At 64.5% G+C, this 24668-nt stretch carries 26 protein-coding genes and 1 pseudogene; 14 read left to right on the top strand and 13 right to left on the bottom strand.

The features are described from left to right. Positions 1–60 precede the first annotated feature (60 nt). Positions 61–1104: a lysine-2,3-aminomutase-like protein gene (locus tag ACS5Q0_RS13785; protein ID WP_473127207.1), complete on the bottom strand. Its 1044-nt coding sequence runs from the start codon at positions 1102–1104 to the stop codon at positions 61–63. Next, positions 1101–2165: an EF-P lysine aminoacylase EpmA gene (gene epmA / locus ACS5Q0_RS13780; protein WP_473127206.1), complete on the bottom strand. Its 1065-nt coding sequence runs from the start codon at positions 2163–2165 to the stop codon at positions 1101–1103. The genes ACS5Q0_RS13785 and epmA overlap by 4 nt, the downstream gene beginning before the upstream one ends. Positions 2166–2307: 142 nt before the next feature. On the opposite strand from epmA, the gene efp reads away from it, so the two are divergent. The 6 genes from efp (at position 2308) to ACS5Q0_RS13750 (ending at position 7671) form a co-directional block, all read left to right on the top strand. Further along, positions 2308–2874, top strand: a complete 567-nt coding sequence (efp, locus tag ACS5Q0_RS13775) for an elongation factor P (protein WP_473127222.1) — start codon at positions 2308–2310, stop codon at positions 2872–2874. Between the two features lie 102 nt (positions 2875–2976). Beyond that, positions 2977–4161, top strand: coding sequence for an aminotransferase (locus tag ACS5Q0_RS13770; RefSeq protein ID WP_473127205.1), 1185 nt, complete (start codon positions 2977–2979; stop codon positions 4159–4161). 142 nt (positions 4162–4303) lie between these two features. Continuing rightward, positions 4304–5395, top strand: a complete 1092-nt coding sequence (locus ACS5Q0_RS13765) for a Ppx/GppA phosphatase family protein (protein WP_473127221.1) — start codon at positions 4304–4306, stop codon at positions 5393–5395. After that, on the top strand, positions 5371–6084 hold the full coding sequence (locus ACS5Q0_RS13760) for an RlmE family RNA methyltransferase (protein ID WP_473127204.1): 714 nt from the start codon (positions 5371–5373) through the stop codon (positions 6082–6084). Before ACS5Q0_RS13765 ends, ACS5Q0_RS13760 begins: the two co-directional genes overlap by 25 nt. A 47-nt stretch (positions 6085–6131) precedes the next feature. Continuing rightward, the gene (locus ACS5Q0_RS13755) at positions 6132–7067 is read left to right on the top strand and encodes a Gfo/Idh/MocA family protein (protein ID WP_473127203.1); all 936 of its coding nucleotides are present in this window, start codon (positions 6132–6134) and stop codon (positions 7065–7067) included. Positions 7068–7209: 142 nt separating this feature from the next. Continuing rightward, the gene (locus ACS5Q0_RS13750; protein WP_473127202.1) at positions 7210–7671 is read left to right on the top strand and encodes a hypothetical protein; all 462 of its coding nucleotides are present in this window, start codon (positions 7210–7212) and stop codon (positions 7669–7671) included. 66 nt (positions 7672–7737) lie between these two features. Here ACS5Q0_RS13750 and ACS5Q0_RS13745 read toward each other — a convergent pair whose 3' ends face one another. Both ACS5Q0_RS13745 and ACS5Q0_RS13740 read right to left on the bottom strand, forming a co-directional pair. After that, positions 7738–8595, bottom strand: coding sequence for a dienelactone hydrolase family protein (locus ACS5Q0_RS13745; protein WP_473127201.1), 858 nt, complete (start codon positions 8593–8595; stop codon positions 7738–7740). A 39-nt stretch (positions 8596–8634) separates the two neighbouring features. Next, complete coding sequence (locus ACS5Q0_RS13740) at positions 8635–10092, bottom strand: MDR family MFS transporter (RefSeq protein WP_473127220.1); 1458 nt, start codon at positions 10090–10092, stop codon at positions 8635–8637. A 175-nt stretch (positions 10093–10267) separates the two neighbouring features. Here ACS5Q0_RS13740 and ACS5Q0_RS13735 point away from each other — a divergent pair, with 175 nt between their 5' ends. From ACS5Q0_RS13735 to ACS5Q0_RS13720, 4 genes are all read left to right on the top strand, one after another. Next, positions 10268–10912 (top strand): SH3 domain-containing protein, encoded by a 645-nt coding sequence (locus ACS5Q0_RS13735; RefSeq protein WP_473127200.1) that lies wholly within the window; start codon positions 10268–10270, stop codon positions 10910–10912. 193 nt (positions 10913–11105) lie between these two features. Next, positions 11106–12599 carry an IMP dehydrogenase gene (guaB, locus tag ACS5Q0_RS13730; protein ID WP_473127199.1) on the top strand — a complete coding sequence of 498 codons (1494 nt, stop codon included), beginning with the start codon at positions 11106–11108 and terminating at the stop codon, positions 12597–12599. Between the two features lie 21 nt (positions 12600–12620). Further along, positions 12621–13052 carry an MAPEG family protein gene (locus tag ACS5Q0_RS13725; protein WP_473127198.1) on the top strand — a complete coding sequence of 144 codons (432 nt, stop codon included), beginning with the start codon at positions 12621–12623 and terminating at the stop codon, positions 13050–13052. Positions 13053–13188: 136 nt separating this feature from the next. Further along, entirely contained in the window at positions 13189–14484 is a 1296-nt protein-coding gene (locus ACS5Q0_RS13720) for an RsmB/NOP family class I SAM-dependent RNA methyltransferase (protein ID WP_473127197.1), read from the top strand. On the opposite strand, the gene ACS5Q0_RS13715 is transcribed toward ACS5Q0_RS13720, so the two are convergent. Both ACS5Q0_RS13715 and ACS5Q0_RS13710 read right to left on the bottom strand, forming a co-directional pair. After that, entirely contained in the window at positions 14481–14852 is a 372-nt protein-coding gene (locus tag ACS5Q0_RS13715) for a hypothetical protein (RefSeq protein ID WP_473127196.1), read from the bottom strand. The two genes, ACS5Q0_RS13720 and ACS5Q0_RS13715, sit on opposite strands and share 4 nt — an antisense overlap. Positions 14853–15042: 190 nt before the next feature. After that, positions 15043–15363: a hypothetical protein gene (locus tag ACS5Q0_RS13710; RefSeq protein WP_473127195.1), complete on the bottom strand. Its 321-nt coding sequence runs from the start codon at positions 15361–15363 to the stop codon at positions 15043–15045. Positions 15364–15525: 162 nt separating this feature from the next. Between ACS5Q0_RS13710 and guaA the strand changes: the two genes are divergently transcribed. Together guaA and ACS5Q0_RS13700 are read left to right on the top strand one after the other, a co-directional pair. Next, entirely contained in the window at positions 15526–17082 is a 1557-nt protein-coding gene (guaA, locus tag ACS5Q0_RS13705; RefSeq protein WP_473127194.1) for a glutamine-hydrolyzing GMP synthase, read from the top strand. 319 nt (positions 17083–17401) lie between these two features. Then, positions 17402–18658: a tyrosine-type recombinase/integrase gene (locus ACS5Q0_RS13700; protein ID WP_473127193.1), complete on the top strand. Its 1257-nt coding sequence runs from the start codon at positions 17402–17404 to the stop codon at positions 18656–18658. On the opposite strand, the gene ACS5Q0_RS13695 is transcribed toward ACS5Q0_RS13700, so the two are convergent. Next, on the bottom strand, positions 18648–18920 hold the full coding sequence (locus tag ACS5Q0_RS13695) for a helix-turn-helix transcriptional regulator (RefSeq protein WP_473127192.1): 273 nt from the start codon (positions 18918–18920) through the stop codon (positions 18648–18650). The genes ACS5Q0_RS13700 and ACS5Q0_RS13695 overlap by 11 nt on opposite strands. Before the next feature lie 456 nt (positions 18921–19376). Between ACS5Q0_RS13695 and ACS5Q0_RS13690 the strand changes: the two are divergent. Beyond that, positions 19377–19568 (top strand): annotated as a pseudogene (locus ACS5Q0_RS13690) (nucleotidyltransferase domain-containing protein); the annotation flags it as partial. Between the two features lie 138 nt (positions 19569–19706). Then, entirely contained in the window at positions 19707–19997 is a 291-nt protein-coding gene (locus tag ACS5Q0_RS13685; RefSeq protein WP_200905417.1) for a hypothetical protein, read from the top strand. A 7-nt stretch (positions 19998–20004) separates the two neighbouring features. Here ACS5Q0_RS13685 and ACS5Q0_RS13680 read toward each other — a convergent pair whose 3' ends face one another. From ACS5Q0_RS13680 to trbK-alt, 6 genes are read right to left on the bottom strand one after another with little or no spacing between them, the layout of a single operon-like run. Beyond that, positions 20005–20244 carry a DUF2274 domain-containing protein gene (locus tag ACS5Q0_RS13680; RefSeq protein WP_053552779.1) on the bottom strand — a complete coding sequence of 80 codons (240 nt, stop codon included), beginning with the start codon at positions 20242–20244 and terminating at the stop codon, positions 20005–20007. A 2-nt stretch (positions 20245–20246) separates the two neighbouring features. Continuing rightward, positions 20247–21386 (bottom strand): TraB/TrbI/VirB10 family type IV secretion system protein, encoded by a 1140-nt coding sequence (locus tag ACS5Q0_RS13675; RefSeq protein WP_473127191.1) that lies wholly within the window; start codon positions 21384–21386, stop codon positions 20247–20249. Beyond that, positions 21383–22342, bottom strand: a complete 960-nt coding sequence (trbG, locus tag ACS5Q0_RS13670) for a P-type conjugative transfer protein TrbG (RefSeq protein ID WP_473127190.1) — start codon at positions 22340–22342, stop codon at positions 21383–21385. The genes ACS5Q0_RS13675 and trbG overlap by 4 nt, the downstream gene beginning before the upstream one ends. Continuing rightward, positions 22339–23028, bottom strand: coding sequence for a conjugal transfer protein TrbF (gene trbF, locus ACS5Q0_RS13665; RefSeq protein ID WP_473127189.1), 690 nt, complete (start codon positions 23026–23028; stop codon positions 22339–22341). Before trbF ends, trbG begins: the two co-directional genes overlap by 4 nt. Beyond that, the gene (trbL, locus tag ACS5Q0_RS13660; RefSeq protein WP_473127188.1) at positions 23025–24377 is read right to left on the bottom strand and encodes a P-type conjugative transfer protein TrbL; all 1353 of its coding nucleotides are present in this window, start codon (positions 24375–24377) and stop codon (positions 23025–23027) included. Before trbL ends, trbF begins: the two co-directional genes overlap by 4 nt. Positions 24378–24380: 3 nt before the next feature. Continuing rightward, complete coding sequence (trbK-alt, locus tag ACS5Q0_RS13655) at positions 24381–24668, bottom strand: putative entry exclusion protein TrbK-alt (protein WP_473127187.1); 288 nt, start codon at positions 24666–24668, stop codon at positions 24381–24383.

Genomic DNA, 24668 nt, shown 5'->3' with positions numbered 1-24668 from the left:
ACCCGCATGGAATGCCGAGGGGCAGCAAAGCCCGTCCTCGGCAAGGGATTCGGTCAGGGATCAGGCTTCGTCGGGCGGATAGGCGTGCCGACGGCCCCGGAAATCCGACACCGTCTGGCGGCCCTCTATCTCGCCGACGGAATCGGGGGCGATCACGGCCTTCCCGTAGCCGCCCGGGATGTCGAGGACATAGGTCGGCTGGCACAGGCCCGAGATGCGCCCGCGCAGGCCCGCCACCAGCGCGCGGCCCTCGTCGAGAGAGAGGCGGAAATGGCTCGTGCCGGGGGCGAGATCGGGATGGTGGAGGTAATAGGGCCGGATCCGGGTTTCCACGAAGGCGCGCATGAGCGCGGCGAGCGTATCCGGATCGTCGTTGATGCCCTTGAGCAGAACCGACTGGCTGAGCATGACGATGCCCGCATCCACGAGCCGGCCGCAGGCGGCGCGGGCGGCGGGCGTGAGCTCGCGCGGATGATTGGCGTGGACCGCCACGTACACGGTCTTGCCGCTCGCCTTGAGGGCCGCGATCAGCGCCTCGTCGATCCGCTCCGGCTCGACCACCGGGACGCGGGTGTGCAGGCGGACGATCTTCACGTGGTCGATGGCGGCGAGGCGCTGCATCAGCTCCGACAGGCGCCGGGCCGAGAGCACCATCGGGTCGCCTCCGGTGAGGATCACCTCCCAGATTTCCGGATGCCCGGCGATATAGGCGAAAGCTCGGTCCAGGGCCTCCGGGGTGAGGGTGCCGAGCCCCTGGGGCCCCACCATCTCGCGGCGGAAGCAGAAGCGGCAATAGACCGGGCACACGTGCACGGCCTTCAGGAGCACGCGATCGGGATAGCGGTGAACGATGCCCTCGACCGGGGAATGGGCGAGGTCGCCGATGGGGTCCTCGCGCTCTTCCCGGGTCGTCGTCAACTCGGCCGCATCCGGAACGAACTGGCGCGCGATCGGATCGTTCGGATCAGCCTTGTCGATCAGCTCGGCCATGGCGGGGCTGATGGCGATGGCGTAGCGCTCGGCCACCCGCGCGATCTCGGGCACCTGTCTGGGCGCGATCAGGCCTGCCTGCGCCAGTTCGGCCGGGGTGCGAAGGGTGCTCAACGCTTTGTCTCCGGCACGGGGGCCCACATCACCTGATCGATGCGCGAAGCCCCGGTGGCGAGCATGACGAGGCGGTCGAAGCCGAGCGCGATGCCGCTCGCCTCCGGCATCCGGCTCAAGGCCGCCAGGAAATCCTCGTCCACGGGATAGCTTTCTCCGTAAACCCGCATCTTCTCCCGCATCTCCACTTCGAACCGGCGGCGCTGCTCGTCCGCATCGGTCAGTTCCCCGAAGGCGTTCGCCAGCTCGACGCCGCAGGCGTAGAGCTCGAACCGCTCGGCCACGCGCGGGTCGCGCGCCGTGGGCCGCGCGAGCGCCGCTTCGGCCACCGGGTATTCGTCGAGGATCGTGGCGCGGCCGAGGCCGAGATTCGGCTCGACCCGCTCCACGATGACGCGGCTGAAGAGATCGGACCAGGTGTCATCCTCCGCCACGCGCATTCCGGCGCTCCGGAGGCTCGCGGCGAGATGGTCGCGGTCGGTCGCGCCGCTTTCGTCGATGGAGGCCAGGAGATCGATTCCGGCAAAGCGCCGGAAGGCTTCGGCCACGCTCAGGCGCTCCGGCGTCTGGAAGGGATCGGCCGTCCTTCCTTTGTAGGTGAGAATGCGGGTGCCCGCCGTCTCGGCGGCGAGCGCCAGCAGGGCAGCGCAATCCTGCATGAGGGTCTCGTAGCCTTCGCTGGCCCGGTACCATTCGAGCATGGTGAATTCCGGGTGGTGAAGGGGGCCGCGCTCCCGGTTGCGGTACACATGGGCGAAACACGAAATACGCGTCTCGCCCGCGGCCAGCAGCTTCTTGCAGGCGAATTCCGGCGAGGTGTGGAGGTAGAGCGGCGTCCTGTCTCCGCCGTGCCCGATGGCCTCCGTGGAGAAGGCGTGCAGATGCGCCTCGTTGCCGGGGGAAACCTGGAGCGTGGCCGTGTCCACCTCCACGAAATCGCGGGCTCCGAAGAAGCCCCGTAAAGCCGCCTGGATCCGGTTTCTCCCCAGGAGAAAAGGACGGCGATCCGCATGGACATGCGGCGTCCACCAGGGGGAGGGGGCAGGCGTGGCGTTTTCCATCGTGGAGAACTTCCTAACACGTCAGGCTGGCGATTTCCGCCGAGATAGGCTAGTTGCGGCAGCGAAATCGAATTTCGGCGTCACCGGGACCGGGCAGCGGGCCTCGCGACGCGCCCCCTATCTGTCACAAGGAAAGCTTCCCGTGAAGGTCATCGCCTCTACGCTCCGCAAAGGCAATGTCGTCGACATCGACGGCAGGCTCTATGTCGTGCTCACCGCCCAGAACATCCACCCCGGCAAGGGCACGCCGGTCACCCAGCTCGACATGCGCCGCATCTCCGATGGCGTGAAGGTCTCCGAGCGCTACCGCACCACCGAGCAGGTCGAGCGCGCCTTCGTGGAGGACCGCGAGCACACCTACCTCTACGAGGACGGCGAAGGTTTCCACTTCATGAACCCCGAGACCTACGAGCAGGTCGCGGTTCCGCAGGACATCATCGGCGACCTGAAGCCCTACCTTCAGGAAGGCATGGCCGTGATGCTCTCGACCCACAACGGCGTGCCGATCTCCATCGAGCTGCCCGCCCGCGTCACCCTTGAGATCGTCGAGACGGAGCCGGTGGTGAAGGGCCAGACCGCCTCCTCGTCCTACAAGCCCGCCATGCTCTCCAACGGCGTGCGCACCATGGTGCCGCCTCACATCCAGGCCGGCACCCGCGTCGTGATCATGACGGAAGACGGCTCCTACGTGGAGCGCGCGAAGGACTAAGGTCCTTCCGCTGCTTTCGTCACAGACACCTTGCACGGCAGGGACTTTCGGTGAAACTCGACCGAAAGTCCCTGCCTTCTTCTTGTTCGGAGCCTGAACCCTATGGCCGGCGGTTTCTTCGCACCCATCAATTCCCTCGTCGCCGATGTTGGCAGCCCTCCGATCCCGGAGGCGCAGAGCTGGACGCGGCGCTACGACGGGGCTTACGGGCCGCTGATCAATCTCTCCCAGGCGGTTCCGGGCAACGCGCCTCACGAGAGCTTCCTGGAGCGCCTCGCCGCGGTCGCGGGCACTCCCGCGGCTTCCCAGTACGGACCGATCAACGGAGATCCGGCCCTGAGGCAGGCTTATGCGGAGGAGATGTCGCGCCTCTACGAGGGGCGGATCGAGGCCGCCGACACGGCGATCACGGCCGGATGCAACATGGCCTTCTTCGTCGCCATGATGCTGCTCGCACGCCGCGGGGACGCGGTGCTCCTGCCCACGCCTTCGTACTTCAATCACCAGATGAGTCTCGACATGCTGGGCATCGAGCCGCGTGGTCTGCCATGCTGGCCGGAGAACGGCTTCGTTCCGCGTGTCGAGGATGCGGAGGCGCTCATCAATGAGGAAGTCCGCGCCATCGTCCTCGTGACGCCCAACAATCCGACCGGGGCCGTTTATCCCGCCCATGTCATCGAGGCGTTCGCGGAGCTGTGCGCCAAGCGCGGCATTTACCTCGTGCTCGACGAGACTTACCGGGACTTCCTGCCGCAGGGGATGAACCGCGCGCATGGTCTCTTCACCGGCGAGGCGTGGCGTCGGAACGTGATCCAACTCTATTCCTTCTCGAAATCCTATGCGATCCCCGGGCACCGCATGGGCGCCATCACGGCCGATGCCACGCTCGTCGATCAGATTGCCAAGATTCTCGACTGCATTCAGATCTGCGCGCCTCGCACGGCCCAGGCCGTTCTGCCCTGGGCGATCGAGGCTCTGCGGGGCTGGCGTGAGGACAACCGCGCCGAAATCAACGGGCGTGCACAGGTTTTTCGGGACGCGCTCGCGCCGCTTCCGGAGTGGCGCATCGAGTCGGTGGGCGCGTATTTCGCCTATCTGCGGCATCCCTTCGAGGGAGTGACCGCTCAGGCGGTCGCGGAGAAATTGGCGACCGAGCGAGGCGTTTTGTGCCTGCCGGGCAGCTATTTCGGGCCCGGCCAGGAGAGGCACCTGCGCATCGCGGTCGCCAATGTCGGGGCCGATGTTCTGGCCACTCTCACGGACCGCCTGACGGGCTTTGCCCTCTAACGCTTCGGGAGGGGGCGGCCACAATCTGCGTCGCAACCCTTGGCAGATCCAGTCGCCGGTTGTTACTCTCAACGGAACACCGGCGCTCTACGGAACGCCCAGGGATTCGATTTTGACCGTGAAAGCCGATGCGACGACCGAGGTGAGAGATCGACGCGCGGACCCATCTGCTGGGGCCGAAAGCGGCTCGCCGTGGCCCTCCGGGCATTCGGCGACATGGAGCCGGCGAGACGCCAGGAAGCGCCCCTCGCGAAGCTATGCCGCTCTCGATCTCGGCACCAACAATTGCCGCCTTCTCATCGCGGAGCCCGCCCATTTCGGGTTTCGCGTCACGGACGCCTTCTCCCGGATTGTCCGGCTCGGCGAGGGGCTCGGCCTCGGCAGCGCCTTGAGCGAGGATGCCATCGAGCGAACCATCGACGCGCTCCGCGTGTGCCGCGACAAGATGATCGCCAAGGAGGTGATCCGCGCGCGTCTGGTGGCGACGGAGGCCTGCCGCTTCGCCAAGAACGGTCTCTCGTTCATCGAGCGCGTGCGCAACGATCTCGAGCTCGACCTCGAGATCGTCGACCGCAAGACGGAGGCGTATCTCGCCGTCACGGGCTGCGCGGCCCTGGTCGATCCGAAGGCTCAGTCGGCGATCATCTTCGACATCGGCGGCGGATCGACGGAGATCGCCTGGCTCGACGGGCAGGCGCCGCATGCCTTCGCCGATCCGTGCAAGCGCATCCGCGCGTGGGATTCCCTGCCGGTCGGCGTCGTGACCCTGGCCGAGCGTTATGGCGGGGTGGATGTGACGCCCGAAAGCTTCGAGGGAATGGTCGAGGAGGTGTCCGAGCTTCTCATGGACTTCGCGCTCGTGGCGGCCCAGGCGGGACGGGCCAAGAATTTCCATCTCCTCGGCACCTCGGGAACCGTCACGACGGTGGGAGGTATTCACCTGGGGCTTGCCCGGTATGACCGGCGCAAGGTCGATGGGATGTGGATGCGCAACCGCGAGATCTCGACAGTGATGAACCGCCTGCTGCATTCCAATTTTCAGCAGCGGGCCGATAATCCATGCATCGGCCGCGAAAGGGCCGATCTGGTCCTGGCCGGCTGCGCCATTCTCGAGGCGATCCGCCGGGCTTTCCCTTCGGATCGCCTGCGCATCGCGGACCGGGGCTTACGCGAAGGAATTCTGATGAAGATGATGAGAGAGGACAGCGTATGGCGGGAGGGAAGCCGACGGTGAGCACCAAGTCCGGCTCGGGTGTCCGCAACCTGAAGCAGCGCGTGAAGACTGCGAACAAGCGGTCCCTCTCTTCGCAGAAATGGCTCGAGCGCCAGCTCAACGATCCTTACGTCGCCCGCGCCAAGCGCGAAGGCTACCGCTCGCGCGCGGCCTTCAAGCTTTTGGAGATCGACGAGAAATATCACATCCTCAAGCCTGGCCAGCGCATCGTTGATCTGGGCGCCGCCCCCGGCGGCTGGTCCCAGATCGCGGCCAAGAAGGTGGGGGCGAAAGGCAAGGTCGTCGGCATCGACCTGCTGCCCATCGATCCCATGGCGGGCGTGGAGTTCATCCAGCTCGACTTCTTGGACGAGAGCGCTCCGGGCAAGCTCATCGAGATGCTGGGCGGCCCAGCCGATGTCGTGATGTCCGACATGGCCGCCAACACCACCGGCCACAAGAAGACCGACCACCTGCGCATCATTGGCCTTGCGGAAGCGGCGATCTACTTCGCCCGCGAGATCCTGGCCCCGGGGGGCGTGTTCGTCGCCAAGGTGTTCCAGGGCGGCACGGAGAACCAGCTTCTCGCCGATCTCAAGCGCGACTTCGCCGTGGTGCGCCACGTGAAGCCCGCGGCGAGCCGGGCGGACTCGGCGGAACTCTATGTGCTGGCGACCGGTTTTCGGGGTGCGACAGAACCGACACCTTAAGGGCCGCGCGCATGGCGTGGCCGTTGCTCCAGGGAAAGACCACGCCCATGACCACGCACAAGATCGGCATCATCGGCCTCGGCAAGATCGCGCAGGACCAGCACCTGCCGGCCATCCGGGCCAACCCGCATTTCGAGCTTCTGGCGGTGTCGAGCACCCGTGGGCTGACTCATGAGGATGCGCGGTACACCTTCCAGGATTACCGCGACCTCCTGGGCCTCAAGGACGTGGATGCGGTTTCGATCTGCACGCCGCCGCAGGTGCGCCACCAGATCGCCCGGGAGGCGCTTCTGGCCGGGAAAAGCGTGCTTCTGGAAAAGCCGCCCGCCGCAACGCTGAGCGAGTTGGAGGATCTGCGGCACCTGGGCGAGAAGGTGGGCAAGACCGTCTTCACCACCTGGCATGCCCAGTACAACAAGGCCGTCGAGGAGGCGAGGAAGGCGCTCGCCGGCTGGTCCATCAAGCGCCTCCAGGTCACCTGGAAGGAAGACGTGCGCCATTGGCATCCGGGCCAGCAATGGATCTGGGAGGCGGGCGGATTCGGCGTGTTCGATCCCGGTATCAACGCGCTCTCCATCGTCACACGGATCATGCCCGAGCCGGTCTTCATCAAGGCGGCCAGCCTGGAGTTTCCGGCGAACAGGGACGCGCCGATCGCGGCCGGCCTGCAATTCCAGACGGGCCACACGGACGGCGATCTTCAGGCGGTCTTCGACTGGCGGCAGACCGGCCCGCAGACCTGGGACATCGAGGTGGAAACGGAAGCGGGCTTCGCCCTCAAGCTCATGCACGGCGGCTCCTGCCTGGAAATCGACGGCCGTCTCGTGGTGCAGGAGGAATCCGCAGAGTACCAGGGCATCTACCGGCGCTTCGACGCGCTCCTCACCATCGGACGCTCCGAGGTCGACGACGCCCCGTTCCGCCTGGTGGCGGACGCCTTCATGATCGGCAAACGCGTGCAGGTGGAGGCGTTCGAGGATTAATGAGGCCCGCCGGGGAACCGATTGAGCTGTTCGGGCATGATTGTAGCGAGCACTCCCCGGCAGGGCGGGAACCATCCGCTTCGTAGCGACGCAACGTGCTCTTGCCGGATCGGGCGTGCACGAAAGTGCGGGAGGTTTGATCATGCAACGGCACTGGATTCTCTCAGCGATTATGGCCGGCACAGCAGGACTGATCCTGGCCCATTCGACCCCGGCTTCTGCCCTGACGATGAAGGAATGCAGCGACAAGTATAAGGCCGCCCAGGCGGCCGGAACTCTCGGAACGATGAAGTGGAACGATTTCCGCAAGGCGCAGTGCGGAGCGACGGCGGCACCGGCGACCACCGGGGCCGTGACCCCTCAGCCTCAGGCCAAGCCATCCGCGGCGCAGCCCGCCGCTCCGATGGTGCGGGGCAATGTGGTCTTTCCGACGACGGTTTCGTCGAAATACTCGACCGAGTCGGCGGGCAAAGCCCGGATGCATACCTGCCTCGATCAATACAAAGCCAATCAGGCTGCCGGTGGGGCCAGCAATGGCGGCTTGAAGTGGATCGAGAAGGGCGGCGGCTACTATTCGCAATGCAACGCCCGCCTGAAAGGCTGAGGGGCGTTGTTCAATCGCTCGCCGTTCCGGACGCCGCTGCGCAGCTCTGGAGCGACGAGCGGGGTCTCAAGCCAAATATTTCTTCAAGAATCCGATCGTCCGGCTCCAGGCGAGTTCCGCCACTTCCTTGTCGTAGCGGGCGGCGTTGGTGTCGTTGTTGAAGGCGTGGTTGGCGCCCTCGTAAACGTAGAGCTCGTAAGTCTTTCCCGCCTGCTTGAGGGCTGATTCATAGGCCGGGATGCCCGCATTGATGCGATCGTCGAGACCAGCGTAATGGAGCATGAGGGCGGCCCGGATCTTCGGCACGTCCTCCGCCTTCGGCTGTCCGCCGTAATAGGCGACGCCGGCGCTGAGGTCGGGCTCGTTGACGGCGAGATTGTTGACTGCCCCGCCGCCCCAGCAGAAGCCGACGGCTCCGACCTTGCCGTTCCCGTAGGGAAGGTTCTTCAGATAGGCGACCGCCGCCTTGCCGCAGGCGATGACGTCCGGCGCCTTGAGCTGACCGATCATCTCCCGGCCCTTGTCCTCGTCCTCGGGTGTGCCGCCCATCGGGGAGAGGTAATCGAGGCCCAGCGCGATGAAGCCTTCGGCCGCCACGCGGCGGGTCACGTCCCTGATATGCGGGTTGAGGCCCCGGTTCTCATGGATGACGATGACCGTCGGCAGCTTCCCGCTGATCTCCTTTGGCTTCACGAGATAGCCCCTGAGCCCCTGCGGCCCCGGAATGTCGACCATGGCCGCCGCGATGCGCGGATCGCCCTCCGGCACCGTCTGCGCCATGGCGTAGTTGTTCTGCAGGACGGGGAGAAGGGCCGTTGCGGCGGCGGAGCTGCCGGCCAGCGCCGCGAGCCTGTCGAGAAAGGAGCGGCGGCTCATGCCGCCATGGGTGAAGTCGTCGTAGAGGTCGATGATGCGTTGATCCATGAAGGCCTCCTGGTCGCGCTGGAGGATCGTAACTCAACCCTAGCGACGTTCCACCTCCTCACCGAGATTTGTAGTGCCGTCGCCGAGTCCGGTGGCGGCCGGCTTTCTTTCGACCGCGCGGTGGCCCGACATTTCCGCGCCCGCCGTGGGCTCGAGCTTTACAAAGACGAAGCCGGCGAGGGCGGAAACCGCCGCCACCGCCCAGAAGGCGGGGCCGAAATCCTCGGCCGCGATGGCCGTTCGACCCTGCATGTGGGCGACCGCCTCGACCACATAGGCCCCGAAGGCGACGCCCATGCTCAGGGCCACCTGCTGGGCCGCGCTCGACAGGCTCGTCGCATAGCTCATGTCCCGCTTCGACACCTCCGCGAAGGCGATGGCGTTCAGGCTGGTGAACTGGAGCGAGCGGAAGCAGCCGCCGATCAGGAGGATGGCCATGATCAGCCAATGGGGCGTCGAGGGCGTGAAGAAGCCGTTGAAGGCGACGAAGGCCGCCCCGATGAAGGCGTTGATGGTCAGGACCCGGTGGAAGCCGAAACGCTCCAGGATGCGCTTGGCCATGGTCTTCATGAACAGCGCGCCCACGGCCGCGACGAAGGTGAGCGATCCCGATGCGACGGGGCTCAGGCCGAATCCGATCTGGAGCATCAGCGGCAGAAGGAAGGGGATCGCGCCGATGCCGATGCGGAACAGGGAGCCGCCGACGATGCTGATGCGGAAGGTCGGCACCTTGAGAAGATCGAGCCGCAGAACAGGATGCGGCGTCCGCTTCGCGTGCCAGACATAGGCCGCCACGCAGATGATGCCGGCGACCACGCAGCCGAGCGAAACTTCTTGGGGGATGAGATGGCGTCCGCCGGAGGCCAATCCCAGCATGAGAAGGGCGAGGCCGCTGCCGGAGAGGAGAAAACCGACGACGTCGAGAGGGGGCGTGTCCTCCTCCCGGATGTTCGGCACGAACATCGTGCCGAGGATGATGCCAATGACGCCGATCGGGATATTGATGAAGAAGATCCAGCGCCAGTGGAAATAGGTGGTGATGAAGCCCCCGAGGGGCGGGCCGACCACCGGGCCGATGAGGGCCGGGATGGTCAACAACGCCATGGCTTGCACCACTTCGTTGCGGGGCACGCTGCGCAGGATCACAAGGCGCCCGACAGGCACCATCATGGCCCCGCCCATGCCCTGGACGAAGCGGGCGATGACGAAGCCTTCCAGGGAGTTCGCGCCGGCGCTGGCGAGCGAGCCCGCCATGAACACGCCGATGGCCACGGTGAAAATGGTCCGCGCACCGTACTTGTCGGCCATCCAGCCGGAAATCGGAATGAAGATCGCAAGGCTCACCAGATAGGAGGTGAGGGCGAGCTTCAGCGCGATCGGGTCGGTGCCCAGATCCAGGGCGATCATCGGAAGCGAGGTGGAAATCACTGTCGAGTCCATGTTTTCCATGAACAGGGCAGTCGCGATGATCAGGGGGAGAAGACGGACCTTACGCAGCATGACGGGTCGGACTTAGCGTCGACCCCGGTTCTTGGCAAAGGAATTTAGGCACGTTCCTCTGCTTCAGGAGCAAGGGGGGATTGAATTTTGGAGCTGGAGGAAACGGGCTGTTCTTGACCGCAATGAGTAATCAAAACAATGTTTCATTCGAGCGGGTGGGGAATCGTGGCTTATGCCCTTCGTGAGAGTTCTGATCGGCTTCGCCGTTGTCTTGTCCTGCATTCCGGCCCTGGGGCAGACCTTGTCTTTGCCCAGCGGAGCCAAAAGGTGCAGAGACGTTCAAGCCTACGCCAACGATTTTGATGATATGGGCGTTAATGTTCGCGCCGGCCCCGATGCTAAAGCCCCTGTGATCGGTACTTTGAAAAGGCTGGTGTTCGCTAAGGACGCGTTCAACCGGCCTTTTTCCCATGCTCCAAGCTTTCAGGTCATCGCGAGCCACCATGGATGGCTGCTGGTTGAAGGCTATGCCTACCCCGGAGACACACCCGGAGCAGGATTGCCGATCGCGGCCGGGTGGGTCCATGGCAGCCAAGTGATGGTTCAAAGCTATGTTTTCGAGGATCCGCCAACACGGCTTTATCGGCGCAAGGGCGGAGTTGATCCAATCGGAGCCGTGAGATCGCTTTCAGGGATGAGCTTTGCCCTGCTGGGCTGCGACGGTGCATGGGTCGAGGTTCAGCAACTTATTTGGATGGAAGGGGGCAAGTCTTCGTGGGGCATTCGCGGGTGGGTTCCCGCAAGCGATCTCTGCTCCGAACAGCCGAGCCGTGGAAAACTCAGAAATATCTGCCTCGAGCGCCCTAAAGGTCGCTGAGCCTCCCGAAGGGCTGGCTCAAGAGAACGGCGGATGCCCGCCGGGCGGGTTGATCCATGCTTGACCGGGATGGCAGGTCTACGGGGAAATGCAGCCTTAACCCTTTGCGAAAGCGAAACACCGTGCTACGGACCCGTGCCAACTCGTCAAAGCGTTATCGCTTCATCCGCCCTGCATTTTTAAGGAGTTGGCCATGGCCTCAATCGTCACGGATAAGATCATCGAAGGACTCACCTTCGACGACGTGTTGCTGCGGCCCGGTCGCTCCGAGGTTCTCCCCGGCGACGTGAACGTCGCGACCCGGCTGACCCGCACGATCCATCTCAACATGCCGATCATCGCCTCCGCCATGGATACGGTGACGGAAGCGCGCATGGCCATCGCCATGGCCCAGAACGGCGGCCTCGGCGTGATCCACCGGAATCTCGAGCCCGAGGTTCAGGCCGAGCAGGTGCGGCTCGTGAAGCGCTATGAATCCGGCATGGTGATGAACCCCATCACCATTCATCCGGACGAGACCCTGGCAGACGCGCTGGCCATGATGAAGCATCACGGCATCTCCGGCATCCCGGTGGTCGAGCGCGGCCCTGGCGGCACCAAAGGCAAGCTGGTCGGCATCCTGACCAACCGCGACGTGCGCTTCGCCAACAATCCCGGTCAGCCCGTCTCCGAGCTGATGACCAAGGATCGGTTGATCACCGTCCGCGAGGGCGTCAGCCAGGACGAGGCGCGCCGCCTCCTGCACCAGTTCCGCATCGAGAAGCTGCTGGTGGTGGACGATCACTACCGCTGCATCGGCCTCATCACGGTGAAGGACATCGAGAAGCAGGTGGCCTATCCGAACGCGGCCAAGGACGAACAGGGCCGTCTTCTTGTCGCCGCCGCCACCACCACGGGCGAGCAGGGCTTTGAGCGCGCCGAGCGCCTGATCGACGCGGGCTGCGACGTGGTCGTGGTCGACACCGCCCACGGCCATTCGGTCAAGGTTCTGGAGAGCGTCACCCGCGTGAAGAAGCTCTCGAACGCCGTTCAGGTCGTGGCCGGCAACGTGGCGACCCGCGAGGGCGCCCAGGCGCTGATCGACGCGGGCGCGGATGCGATCAAGGTCGGCATCGGCCCCGGATCGATCTGCACCACCCGCATCGTGGCGGGCGTCGGCGTGCCGCAGCTCACGGCGATCATGGAAGCGGTCGAGGCCGCTTATGCGGCGGACATTCCGGTGATCGCCGACGGCGGCATCAAGTTCTCGGGCGACCTCGCCAAGGCCCTGGCCGCCGGCGCCTCCTGCGCCATGGTCGGCTCGCTGCTCGCGGGCACGGACGAGACCCCCGGCGAGGTGTTCCTCTACCAGGGGCGCTCCTACAAGTCCTACCGCGGCATGGGCTCGGTCGGCGCCATGGCGCGCGGCTCGGCGGATCGCTACTTCCAGGCGGAAGTGCGCGATACGCTCAAGCTCGTGCCCGAAGGCGTCGAGGGGCAGGTGGCCTATAAGGGCCCGGTCTCGGGCGTGCTCCACCAGCTCACCGGCGGCCTTCGCGCCTCCATGGGCTATGTGGGCGCGGCGACCCTGCCGGAATTCCGCGAGAAGGCGCAGTTCATCCGCATCTCCAGCGCGGGCCTGCGCGAAAGCCACGTCCATGACGTGACGATCACCCGGGAGAGCCCTAACTATCCGACCCGGAGTTAAGGTTCACCCGAGTCCCTGCCCATGAGCGTCACCGCCATCCTCTTGCCCGTCTTCGTCCAGGTCGGGCTCACCTTCATGCTGCTTCTCTGGCTGGGGAGTTCGCGCGTCGCGGCTCTCCGGACGGGGACGGCGAAGATGGGGGACATCGCCCTGGGGGAGCGCAACTGGCCCAAGCGCCTTCTGCAGATCCAGAACGCGTATCACAACCAGTTCGAGCTGCCGGTGCTGTTCTATGTCCTGGTGACGCTGGGGCTGGTCACCCGCAAGGCGGACATGCTCTTCGTGGTCATGTCGTGGATGTTCGTGGCGAGCCGCCTCGTCCACGCCTTCATCCACACGACGTCCAACAGGGTGACGCGGCGCTTTCAGGCCTTCGTGGTCGGGGTGATGATCCTGGCCGCCATGTGGATCATCTTCGGCCTTCGCGTCTTCTTCGCGGAGGCCGGAATCTAGGGGGCGCGGGTTCCCCTCCCACCGATCCCGGGCGCGGTGGGTTCGAGGCGTGTCGGTACCAATTGCCGCTTCTGAACGCGCCGGAAACAGGAAATTACGTGCCGCAGCTGCGGCCAAGCTAAAGTGTGCTTTTTCAATGACCCCTGCAGCCCGCATCTCCGCCGCCATCGAGGTTCTCGGCGATATCGACGCCCGCCGGCGTCCGGCGTCGGAGGCCCTCAAGGATTGGGGCCTCTCGCATCGTTTCGCCGGGTCCAAGGACAGGGCGGCGATCGCCAGCCTCGTCTACGATTCTCTGCGGCGCAAAGCCTCGGCGGCCTGGATCATGGGCGAGGGCACGCCTCGCGCAATGATGCTCGGCATGCTGCGCCTCCAGCGGGGCATGAGCGCGGAGGCGATCGGTGCCCTCTGCTCCGGTGAGCGATTCGCCCCCGAGCCCCTGTCGGACGGGGAGCGCGAGAGGCTGGCAGCGGCCAGCCTCGAAGGGGCTCCCGCCCCTGTGGCGGGTGATTTTCCCGAATGGATCGCTCCCTCCCTCGACCATGTGTTCGGGGACGATCTGATCCCGGAAATGCAGGCACTCACGACCCGCGCGCCCCTGGACCTGCGCGTCAACACCCTGAAGGTCTCCTCCCGCGAGGAGGCCCACGATGCCCTGCCGCATCTCGGCGCGGTCGAGACGCCGCTGTCGCCCTTGGGCCTGCGGATCGCGCCGAGTGAGGACGGGCGCGGCCCTGCGGTGCAGGCGGAACCCGAATTCATCAAGGGATGGTTCGAAATCCAGGACGAGGGATCGCAGCTCGCGGCCCTGTTGTCCGCCGTGAAGCCCGGCGAGCAGGTGGTCGATCTGTGCGCCGGGGGCGGGGGCAAGACGCTGGCCCTTGCCGCCATGATGGACAACCACGGGCAGATCTACGCCACGGACGGCGACGCGCGCCGCCTCGCGCCCATTCATGACCGGCTGAGCCGCGCGGGCGTGCGCAATGTCCAGGTCCGTACCCCGAGGGGCGGCGCTGACCCCGTCGCCGACCTCGACGGTCGGATCGATTGTGTGCTGGTGGATGCGCCCTGCACGGGCGTGGGCACGTGGCGGCGCAATCCGGACGCCAAGTGGCGCCTGCGTCCCGGCAGCCTGGACGTGCGGCGGAAAGAGCAGGCGACCGTTCTCGACCGCGCTGCGACCCTTGTGAAGCCCGGAGGGCGGATCGTCTACATCACCTGCTCGATCCTGCCGGAGGAAAACGATGAGGCGCTCGAAGGCCTCCTCCAGCGCGACGCCGGGTTCGAGGTGGTGAAGGCCGATGAGCTCCTGGCCAAGGCGGGCCTGGCGAACCTTGCCTCCTTCATCCGCGTCACGAAATACGGGATCCAGTTGACCCCGAGGAAGACGGGAACGGACGGTTTCTTCGTCGCTGGGCTGACGCGGCGCTAATAGAGCGCGCGGGCTTGGTCGATGACGGACAGGATTTGAGCCTGTCCCTTGTATTTAGCCCGCAATGTGCTCGCCGTTTTGTCAATTTGAACTTGCCCGCAGCGTAACTCGCGCATGGCTCTGCGGATTTCCCGCCTACGGGCGGCATCGTAGGGCTCCTCGCCCGCCCAGTGGTAGCATTCCAGCACCCGGTCCACGAAGGCGGCGACATCGGCCGGGGAGTTTTTCCCGAGGTTCTCGATGGCCTCGAGGTCAGGCTCCGCATCCAGGGCATCCAGGGCAGGCTCCGCATCTTGAGCGAAGCCCGGAAGAATGCCGGCGCTCAAGGTGAGCAGAATGGCGCAGGTGCGTAGCGCCTTCGAGATCATGATGATGCCCCTGGATTGGGAAGATGTGGAGCATATGTAATTTAGTTTCTTAAAGCGGTGCAACAAAGTTTTTGCCGAGGCCGAGCTGGCCACGAGCTTCGTCCGGGCAAGACATCCTCGGACGAAGCATCGTACCTGCGCCAGATAGCTCAGGCGTCTGATCGCCCGGATCTATTTCGCCGAAAGAGGCCTAGAAACCCGCAGCCCTGGGCGGCCGCGTCCGAGGGGCGGGAGCCGGGGCAGAGGTTTGCGCTCCCTGGGCGGCATCGAGGGCGTTGATCGAGGCCGAATGCCCGGAATAGGTCTTTCGCAGGAAGGCCTCGTCGGTCGCCAGCTCGCTGCATCTGAGGTGCCGCAGGGCCCGCTTGACCTCGGCGGTCTTGAGGAGCGGTCGCTTATCCGCCTCGTCCCAATGGGAGCATCCGAGCTTCCGGGTGATGAACTCGCGAACCTCCGGAAGGGCGCCCCGGCTGAGAGCTTCGATCCTCTGCAAGGACAGTCCTTCAGCCATGCCCGAACCTGGAAAGAAGAGCCCGAGCGACGAGAAAAGCGTTATAAATCCGAAACGCGCCATGACTGTCCCGTTAAAGGGCATGACACCGCGGCAGGGATGAGGGTAAAGCACCTGCACATCATCTGCCGAGATATGCCCCTCCTACCCGAAGTGAAACAAATGGCTCAGACCCACGACAAGATTCTGATCATCGATTTTGGCTCTCAGGTAACCCAGCTCATAGCCCGCCGGGTGCGTGAGGACGGTGTTTATTCGGAGGTAGTCCCTTTTCAGAAGGCGGCCGAAGCCATCCGGACCATGAAGCCGAAAGGCGTGATCCTGTCCGGCGGCCCCGAATCCGTGACGACGGATGCCTCGCCCCGGGCGCCCCGTGAGCTGTTCGAAGCAGGTCTTCCCGTGTTCGGCATCTGCTATGGGCAGCAGACGATGGCGGCGCAGCTCGGCGGCCAGGTCGAGGGCGGGCATCATTCGGAGTTCGGCCGGGCCGAGATCGAGGTCCTGTCCGAGAGCCCGCTCTTCCAGGGCGTGTGGCAGGTCGGCAAGAAATATCCGGTGTGGATGAGCCACGGCGACCGGGTCACCCAGCTTCCGCAAGGCTTCGAGGTGCTGGCGGCCTCCGAGAACGCGCCCTTCGCGGTCGTGGCCGATGAGGAGCACAAGTTCTACGGCGTCCAGTTCCATCCCGAGGTGGTCCACACGCCGCAGGGTGCGCAGCTGATCCGGAACTTCGTCCGCGACATCGCGGGCTGCAAGGGCGACTGGACCATGAAGGCCTTCCGTGAGGAGGCGATTGAGCGCATTCGCGCCCAGGTGGGGTCTGGCCGGGTGATCTGCGGCCTGTCCGGCGGCGTCGATTCCGCCGTGGCGGCGGTTCTCATCCACGAGGCCATCGGCGACCAGCTCACCTGCGTCTTCGTCGATCACGGCCTTCTGCGCGCCTCGGAGGCCGAGCAGGTGGTGAGCCTCTTCCGCGACCACTACAACATCCCGCTCGTGCACGTTCAGGCGCAGGACCTGTTCATCGGCGCGCTGGAAGGCGTGTCCGATCCGGAGGTCAAGCGCAAGACCATCGGCCGGCTCTTCATCGACGTGTTCGACGAGGAGGCGAAGAAGATCGGCGGCGCTGACTTCCTGGCGCAAGGGACGCTTTATCCGGACGTGATCGAGAGCGTGTCCTTCACGGGCGGCCCCTCCGTCACCATCAAGAGCCACCACAATGTGGGCGGCCTGCCCGAGCGCATGAAGATGAAGCTCGTGGAACCCCTGCGCGAGCTGTTCAAGGACGAGGTGCGCGTGCTCGGCCGCGAGCTCGGCCTTCCCGACGCCTTTGTGGGCCGCCATCCCTTCCCGGGTCCGGGCCTCGCCATCCGCGTTCCCGGCGAGATCACCCGCGAGAAGCTCGACATCCTGCGCAAGGCCGATGCGATCTACCTGGAGGAGATCCGCAACGCGGGCCTCTACGACGAGATCTGGCAGGCCTTCGCCGTGCTGCTGCCCGTCAAGACCGTGGGCGTGATGGGCGATGCGCGTACCTACGACCACGTCTGCGCCCTTCGCGCCGTCACCTCCATCGACGGCATGACGGCCGATTTCTACCCCTTCGACATGGCGTTCTTGGGCAGGGTTGCCACCCGCATCATCAACGAGGTGAAGGGCATCAACCGCGTGACCTACGACATCACGTCGAAGCCGCCCGGCACCATCGAGTGGGAATGATTTTAGCCTATCCAAACGCCGCCGATTTTACGCCATGGTACTCCATAACGCACTGAAATCTTTTAATAAATTCTACGTCTTCTATCGCTGCCTATCGCGGGGAAAGCCTCGTGATAGACGGTATAGCTGACGGTATGGCGACTCTTGTCGCATCGGCAGAATGCATATACCGTCACGGCTTAGAGAGCTTGTGACGGTATTTTTTTAGGCATTTTGACCTTGAAGCGAAAGGGAATTTTGCCTTTCAGGAAGGCTGATTTCGGCCTGACGGTATATTTGAGGGCTCTCCCGCGTTTTCTGAGCGATCTCGGAGGGTCCAATGCTGACTGATGCGGGCATCAAAGCCCTGAAACCAAAAGATAAATTATACAAGGTCGCTGACCGCGACGGTATGTACGTCGTGGTTCAGCCCTCAGGGGCAGTCGTCTTCCGTTACGACTACCGAATGAACGGCCGCCGCGAGACCCTGACGCTCGGCCGGTATGGAGCTGCTGGCCTGTCACTGGCACGTGCGCGGGAGAAGCTGATTGACGCGCAGAGGGCTATTCTCGAAGGTCGGTCGCCTGCCCAGGAGAAGCAGCGAGAAAAGCGCCGCCTCAAGGAAGCAAAGAGTTTCGGCGAGTTTGGCGAACGTTGGCTACAAGAGGCGAAGATGGCCGACAGCACCCGCGCTATGCGTCGCACGATCTACGAGCGGGACATCCTTCCGACGTTTCGAAATCGTCTGCTGACGGAAATCGGCCCCGAGGATTTGCGGGCGATGTGCGCAAAGGTGAAGGGCCGTGGAGCGCCGGCCACGGCGGTCCACGTCCGAGACATCGTGAAGCTGGTTTACGCCTTCGCGATCCTGCACGGGGAGAAGGTAGCGAATCCCGCCGATGAGGTCGGTCCTTCCTCGATCGCGACATTCGTTCCTAAGGACCGTTCGCTGTCGCCCGCCGAAATCCGAGTCATGCTAGGTCAACTTGAGCATGTTGCGACGCTGCCGACTATCCGGCTCGGCATGAAGCTGTTTCTCATCACTATGGTCCGCAAGAGTGAGTTGCAGGACGCTACATGGGATGAGGTCGACTTCGAGAATGCAGTGTGGACGATCCCAAAAGAGCGGATGAAGCGTTCCAAGGCACACAACGTCTATCTACCGGAGCAGGCGATCGACATCCTTGTGGCGCTCAAGACCTGTGCCGGCAATTCCCGATACTTGCTGCCATCCCGTTACGACGCGGATGCTCCTATGTCGCGCGCGACCTTCAACCGTGTCACCTATGCAGTGGTCGAACGAGCCAAGAAGGAGGGACTGCCGCTTGAGCCGTTCACTGTGCATGACCTGCGCCGCACGGGCTCGACGCTGCTCAACGAGCTGGGTTTCAACAGCGATTGGATCGAGAAGTGCTTAGCACATGAGGATGGGCGGTCGTCGCGTGGCATCTACAACAAGGCGGAGTATGAGCATCAACGCCGCCACATGATGCAGGAATGGGCCAATCTGATTGACGCCTGGGTTGCTGGGCAGAAATACACCCCGACACTGTATCCGGTGTCCATGGAGCTTCTAGCTCCCGAGCCTAACCTTTGACGGGGCGGAACTTCCTGAGATTGACGTCAGGCGACGGCGCACGCCTGACGGCTTTCTCTCGGGAGGCTTGGCGACGTTGCTCAAGCCAAGCTTCCACTTCGGCGAGATCCCAGACCACAGTTCGGGCGGTCAGATAGAAGCGTTGCGGGAATTCACCTCGCTGCTCCAGCTCGTAGATGGTGGTGTCGGCAAGTGGTACGATTTCACGCAGTTGGTGCCTGCGAATAGTGCGCTTTATGAGCGTAGGCGACGATGAGGTCATCGTGCACCCTCGGCGCTTTTGATTGCGCTCCCCGGCAGAAGGCCTAGTGCGCACTCTTCCAGCGTCCGGAGCAATTCCGGTTCGTCGCTGGAGTGCAACTGCTTGAACGCGTCGACTGAGGAGCACCAGACTTTCGGACCGTCCGCCGATGGCTTTCGCTCGCCGCGCGCGGTCCGCCTAGTCCAGGCTTTCATTTCGCCATAGTCCTCGCCCCCGACTTTCTGTGCGGTCATCTCACACCTCGCTCTTTCAAAATTCGTGTCCAAAATCTTTGGAAGTCAGCCTAAAGCGTGACTGCCTTCTCCGATATTTGGCAGACTGTGGAGGAGAGACGGAGGTGTGTAGCGTGCCGCATTCGACGCATCCTTCTGGCGGCACCCCGTTTGTCTCTGCTGGTATCGCGATCAAGCTAACGGAGGAGTATTGTCGCCTCATTGCTATTTGTGAGGGCCCTTGATGCCGTACGAGCACGAAAAACCATGGAAGCCATTTAGCCCGGGGGAGATTATATCACTTTTTCGATCGGCGATTTTTCCTTGGTGGATCGCTGGCGGTCTCGCGATCGAGCACTTTGTCAGGCGACGGCTTAGGCCGCATGCAGACATAGACGTCCTAGTCCTTCGCAAGGATGTAACATCCTTGCGACGTTACTTGAACGGGTGGGATTGTTGGGCAGCGGACCCGCCTGGCCATTTACGTGTCTGGCACGTTGACGAAGTGTTGGGGGACAATGTCCATGACGTCTGGTGTCGACAGGATTCGACTTCGCCGTGGAGTTTTCAGATAATGATCGATGAGAGCAACGGTTCGGAATGGTATTCTCGCCGTTGCCACCAGGTAAGGAAGCCGCTTGAAGAAATGGGCGTGTCCGACGACCAGGGCGGACGCTTTCTGAGCCCGGAAATTCAGCTCTTCTACAAGGCAAGTTCCCCACGGCCAAAAGACGAGCTGGACTTTGAGGCGTCGCTGCCATTGCTGGCGCCCACACAAAAAGCCTGGCTTTTGGAAGCAATTGAGCGGGCATACGGCTCGACTAATGTGTGGGCTGATCGGCTGAGGACGTTAATCTCGATTTAGATGCCGACTAGCCAGATGCTGATCTGATGCCTTGCGCCGCTGTTCGTCGCGCCTTCGCAAATCCGCGATCGGTCGCGACGAAACGTTCCAGCATCGGCACGATGAGCTTGGCAGGCTCGATCGCCGCGCGGCCATCGGCCAGGATGCGGCCGTAATCGGTGAGATCGCGATGGAGCGCCGCCGGCAGCTCCACCGTGATCCTGACGGGCTTGTCATCGGCGATGGGGCCGAGTTTCAGCTTGGTCATGGTCAGCTCCTGTAGGGTTCGAGCACCAAATCCTTGGTGACGATGACACGGACTGGGAAGCCGGGCCGGATGGTCAGCGTCGGTGCGACCTGCAACTGACGCTGGACGATCTGCTGACCGGCCTGATTGACCGTATCCTGTGCGCCGTCACGGATGGCGCGGATCAGGCGATCATTGTCGTCGGTGGCGAGCTCCGCGCCTATGCCGAGCAGGGTCGAGAGCGCGGCGGCCTTGGCGAGATCCCACCAGTGGTAATCGACGCCATCCTCCAAGCCTGCATAGCCTTGCGTGTCCGCGCCCGGCTGGCGCTCGAGAACGATGGAGCGGCCGTTCGGCATGATGAGGCGGTTCCAGACGAGCAACACGCGGCGCTGGCCGAACTGCACGGCATTGTCGTACTGGCCGATGAGCCGCGTTCCCTGCGGCACGATCAGGATGCTGCCAGTCGGGCTGTCATAGATGTTCTCCGTGACCTGCGCCGTGATCTGGCCGGGGAGATCGGAGCGGATGCCGGTGATGAGCGCGGCCGAGATGACTGCGCCCGCTTGCAGCACGAAAGGCGATGCCGGCAGCGTGACGCGATCAGGCGTCACGGTGCGCCGGTCAGCCGCCGCATTGAGGAACGCAAGCTGCTTGTCCTGCGCAGTCGGCTGTCCCGCCGCGCTGGCTGGATCGAAGCCGGCAAGGCCCGGCATCGTGCTGGCTGTCGCTGCCGTCGATCCCTGCCAAGACTGGAAGAAGACGGTGCTGAGGCGCGCCGCTTCTTCCTCGGCGCGGCGGCGCTGCTCGGCCTCGTCGACGCCGGGCGTCGGTACGACGGGAGGCGCGACGGGCTGGCCGGCATTCTGAGCGCTCAAGATGGGGCCGCCGAGATCGCCGGGCAGCGCCGGCCCGAGGACGGGGCCGCTATAGTCGCGAGGCAGGCCGGCGAGACCGTCGGCGGTCTGCCGGTTGGACGTGGAATAGAGTTCTTCCCCGCCATCACTGGGGCCGCGCGTCTGGAGCGCGTAGATCAGCGCGCCACCGATTCCGACCAGAGCGACGGCCGCGACGCTGGCGAGCATCTTGCGCGACAGGCGCGTGACGCGGGGCGCTTCAGCACGCAGGCGCATCGGAGCGGCATTGGATTCGGCTTCGGTCATGACTGCGGCCTCCCATCGGTGCGAACGATCCTGACGGTCTGCTGCTTGTCGCCCGCGCCAAGGCGCAGCTCGGCCGCGCTGAATAGGCGATCCACGATCAGGATGTGTTGGTAGATGCGGGTATTGGCGATCTGCGCTTCGCCCTCGGGGCCGATGACGAAGATCGGCGGCATTTCACCCTGCACGATTCCGCGCGGAAACTCGACATAGACACGGCGGCCGTCGTCATAGACGGCGACAGGCTTCCACGGCGGATTGCTAGACCCGGTCAGGCCATAGCGATAGTTGCGTGCGGCGACGGCCGGAATGACCGGCGTTGCCGGAATGGCCTGACGCCCGCCACCTGCCGGCTGAGGATAGGCCCAGGCGACGGCCGGCATATAGGGCTTTTCGCCGGAGCGCAGCTCGATCATGTAGGTGCGCCGGTCGGTGGTGATGACAAGATTGGTGGTGATGTCGGCGCGCGTCGGCTTGACCAGCACATGCACGCGGTGGGCGACGCCAGAGCCGGATTCGGTATCGCCGATGATCCAGCGCGCTGTATCGCCGGCGGCGATCGGTCCGGCGCCGGTCAGGCTTTCGCCGGGTTCGAGCGCGATGTTCGTGATCTGGCCAGGCGCGGCATAGACCTGGTAGAGCGCACCTTCCGACCACGGATAGACCTGAATGGCGTTGAAGTAGCCCTCGCGGCGCGGCTGCACACGGGCGGCGGCATTGGCATTCTCGACGCGCGCCGTCGGTGTCGCCCCAGCCGTGCCGCCGCGCGCGACGGTCCAGGCCGGCGGAACATGAATCGGCTTCAGCCGCTCATCCGTCACGGTTGCGGGAATGGCCGGAAGCGGCGGCACGCTGTTGTCGTAGCTGATCTGCGGCGGCTTGGTGGAGGCGCAGCCGGCGAGCATGGTCGCCGAGAGCATCACAGCCACGATTGCAGGTTTGCGGATCGCGCGGTTCATTGGCCCATCTCCCGCGACCAGTTGATGGCGTTGACGTAGATGCCGAGCGGATTGGCTTTCAGGCGTTCCGCGTCACGCGGCGGTTGCACGGCGATGGTGAGGATCGCGGTCCAGCGCTCCGTGCCGGAGAGCTGGCCATTCTCAAAATGCCGTTCGGTCCAGGCGACGCGGAAGCTGTCGGGCGAAGCCCGAATGACGCTGGAGACGTCCACGGCGATCTGTTGCTTGCCGACCTTGGTGAAGGGGTCGTTGGTCCGGGCATAGTCGTTGAGCGCGCCCGCGCCGCGATCGGTCGTCCATTCATAGGCGCGAAGCCAGTTCTGGCGGACGATGATCGGGTCGGCTGGGATGGACCTGATCTGCTCGATGAAGCGGCCGAGATGCCATGCGATCTGCGGATCGGTCGGGCGATAGTCGGCGGTCGCCGGTGCGACGGTCTGGGCCTGGCCGAGCTTGTCGACCTGCACCACCCAAGGCACGACGGTTCCCTGTACCGACTGCCAGACGAGCGCAGCGGCGAAGCCGCCGGAGAGAACCAGCGAGCCGAAGGCCATAGTGCGCCAGTTCTTCGCCTGCACGCGGGCCGAGCCGATACGCTCGTCCCAGACCTGCGCGGCTTTCTGGTATGGCGTCTCGGGTTGCGGGGTTTTGCCGTAATGCGCGGCGGGTCGTCGAAACAGGTTCATGAGCGGTCACTTTCAGAGAGGTTGACGGAAGAGCCGGAGCCGTGGCTGTCGCCGGAGCGGACGGCGTGGGTCGTGGTCTGGACGCCATGCGAGAGGCGCTGCGAGCGCTGCATTCGCTTCGCCCAATCAGGTTGGCCCTTGGCGGTCTGGATGGCGGAAGCGTCGGCCGCGGCATCGGCGGACCCGTCGACTGTCCCCATGGTCGAAGAGCCGCCGGTGACGCCGAAGCCGCTCTTCACGCCATCGGAAAAGCTGGATTTGACGCTGGCCGCTGCACGGCGCAGCGGCGACATGGCGGCGGAGCCTGCCGCACGTCCGACGCCGCCGATGCCGGATGCGGCACCCCCCGCACCGGAGTGGCCGAGCGAACCGAGGCTGAAGGCGGCGGATGCGGCACCAGCGGCGGTCGCGCCGCCACGCACGGCGGCAGCGCCGGTGGAAAGCGCGGCTGCACCGCCCTTGGCGGCAAGGCCAGCGGCGCCAGCACCGGCCAGCACCATGCCGCCTGCGGCAAGACCGGTTCCAACGGCGGCGCCTGCTCCGAGCTGCGGACCGCCGCTAACCAGGCCGGAAGCAATGCCGGGGCCGAAGATGCCGAGGCCGAGGAGCGAGAGTGCGGCGAGCACGACGGCCATGGCGTCGTCGATGCTCGGGGTCACGCCCCCGAACCCGGCGGTGAACTGGCTGAACAGCGTCGAGCCGATACCGATGATGACGGCGAGCACTAGAACCTTGATGCCGGAGGAAATGACGTTGCCGAGCACCCGTTCGGCCATGAAGGCTGTCTTGCCGAAGAGGCCAAACGGAATCAGAACGAAGCCCGCCAGCGTTGAAAGCTTGAACTCGATCAGAGTGACGAAAAGCTGGATCGCCAGAATGAAGAAGGCGAGGATGACCAGCGCCCAGGCGAAGAGCAGGCAGGCGATCTGGATGAAGTTCTCGAAGAAGGCGACCCAGCCCATCAGATCGGAGATGGATTCGAGCAGCGGCCGGGCGGCATCGAGGCCGGTTTGCGCCACCTTGCCGGGGCGCATCAGGTCGGCGGCCGAAAACCCGGTTCCGCTCGCCTTCAACCCCAGCCCGGCGAAGCTGTCGAAGACGATCTTCGCCAGGTTGTTCCAGTTGCCGATGAGATAGGCGAAGACGCCGACGAACAGGGTCTTCTTGACGAGGCGCGCAATGATGTCGTCATCAGCGCCCCAGGACCAGAACAGCGCGGCCAGGGTCACGTCGATGACGATGAGCGTGGTGGCGATGAAGGCAACTTCGCCCGACAGAAGCCCGAAGCCGGAGTCGATATAGCGGGTGAAGACCCCAAGGAAATTGTCGATGACGCCAGCGCCGCCCATGGATCAATGCCCCTCGGTCTGAAGGCGCGAGGACGGCGCGGGCGTGCGGCCGAGAAAAAGGTCACGCGTTCCCGCCCAGACGCGCATACATTCGCTGTCCTCGGCCGCCTTCTGGCCAAGCTGCTGGCACCGGCGCTGCCCTTCGCGCAGCGGGTCACGCGCGGGCTGTTGAAGGCTGGCCGGCGCGAATGCCGGAGCCTCTTCCTTGCGGGTCATCTCGATCGCGGTCGCCGTGATGGCGACCGCGACGAATATGATTGCGCCCAGCCGGGCCAGCATCTTGCCGTCCAT

The organism is Microvirga sp. HS2 (genome assembly GCF_055792805.1).
This window is presented reverse-complemented; position numbering and strand designations above follow the sequence as displayed.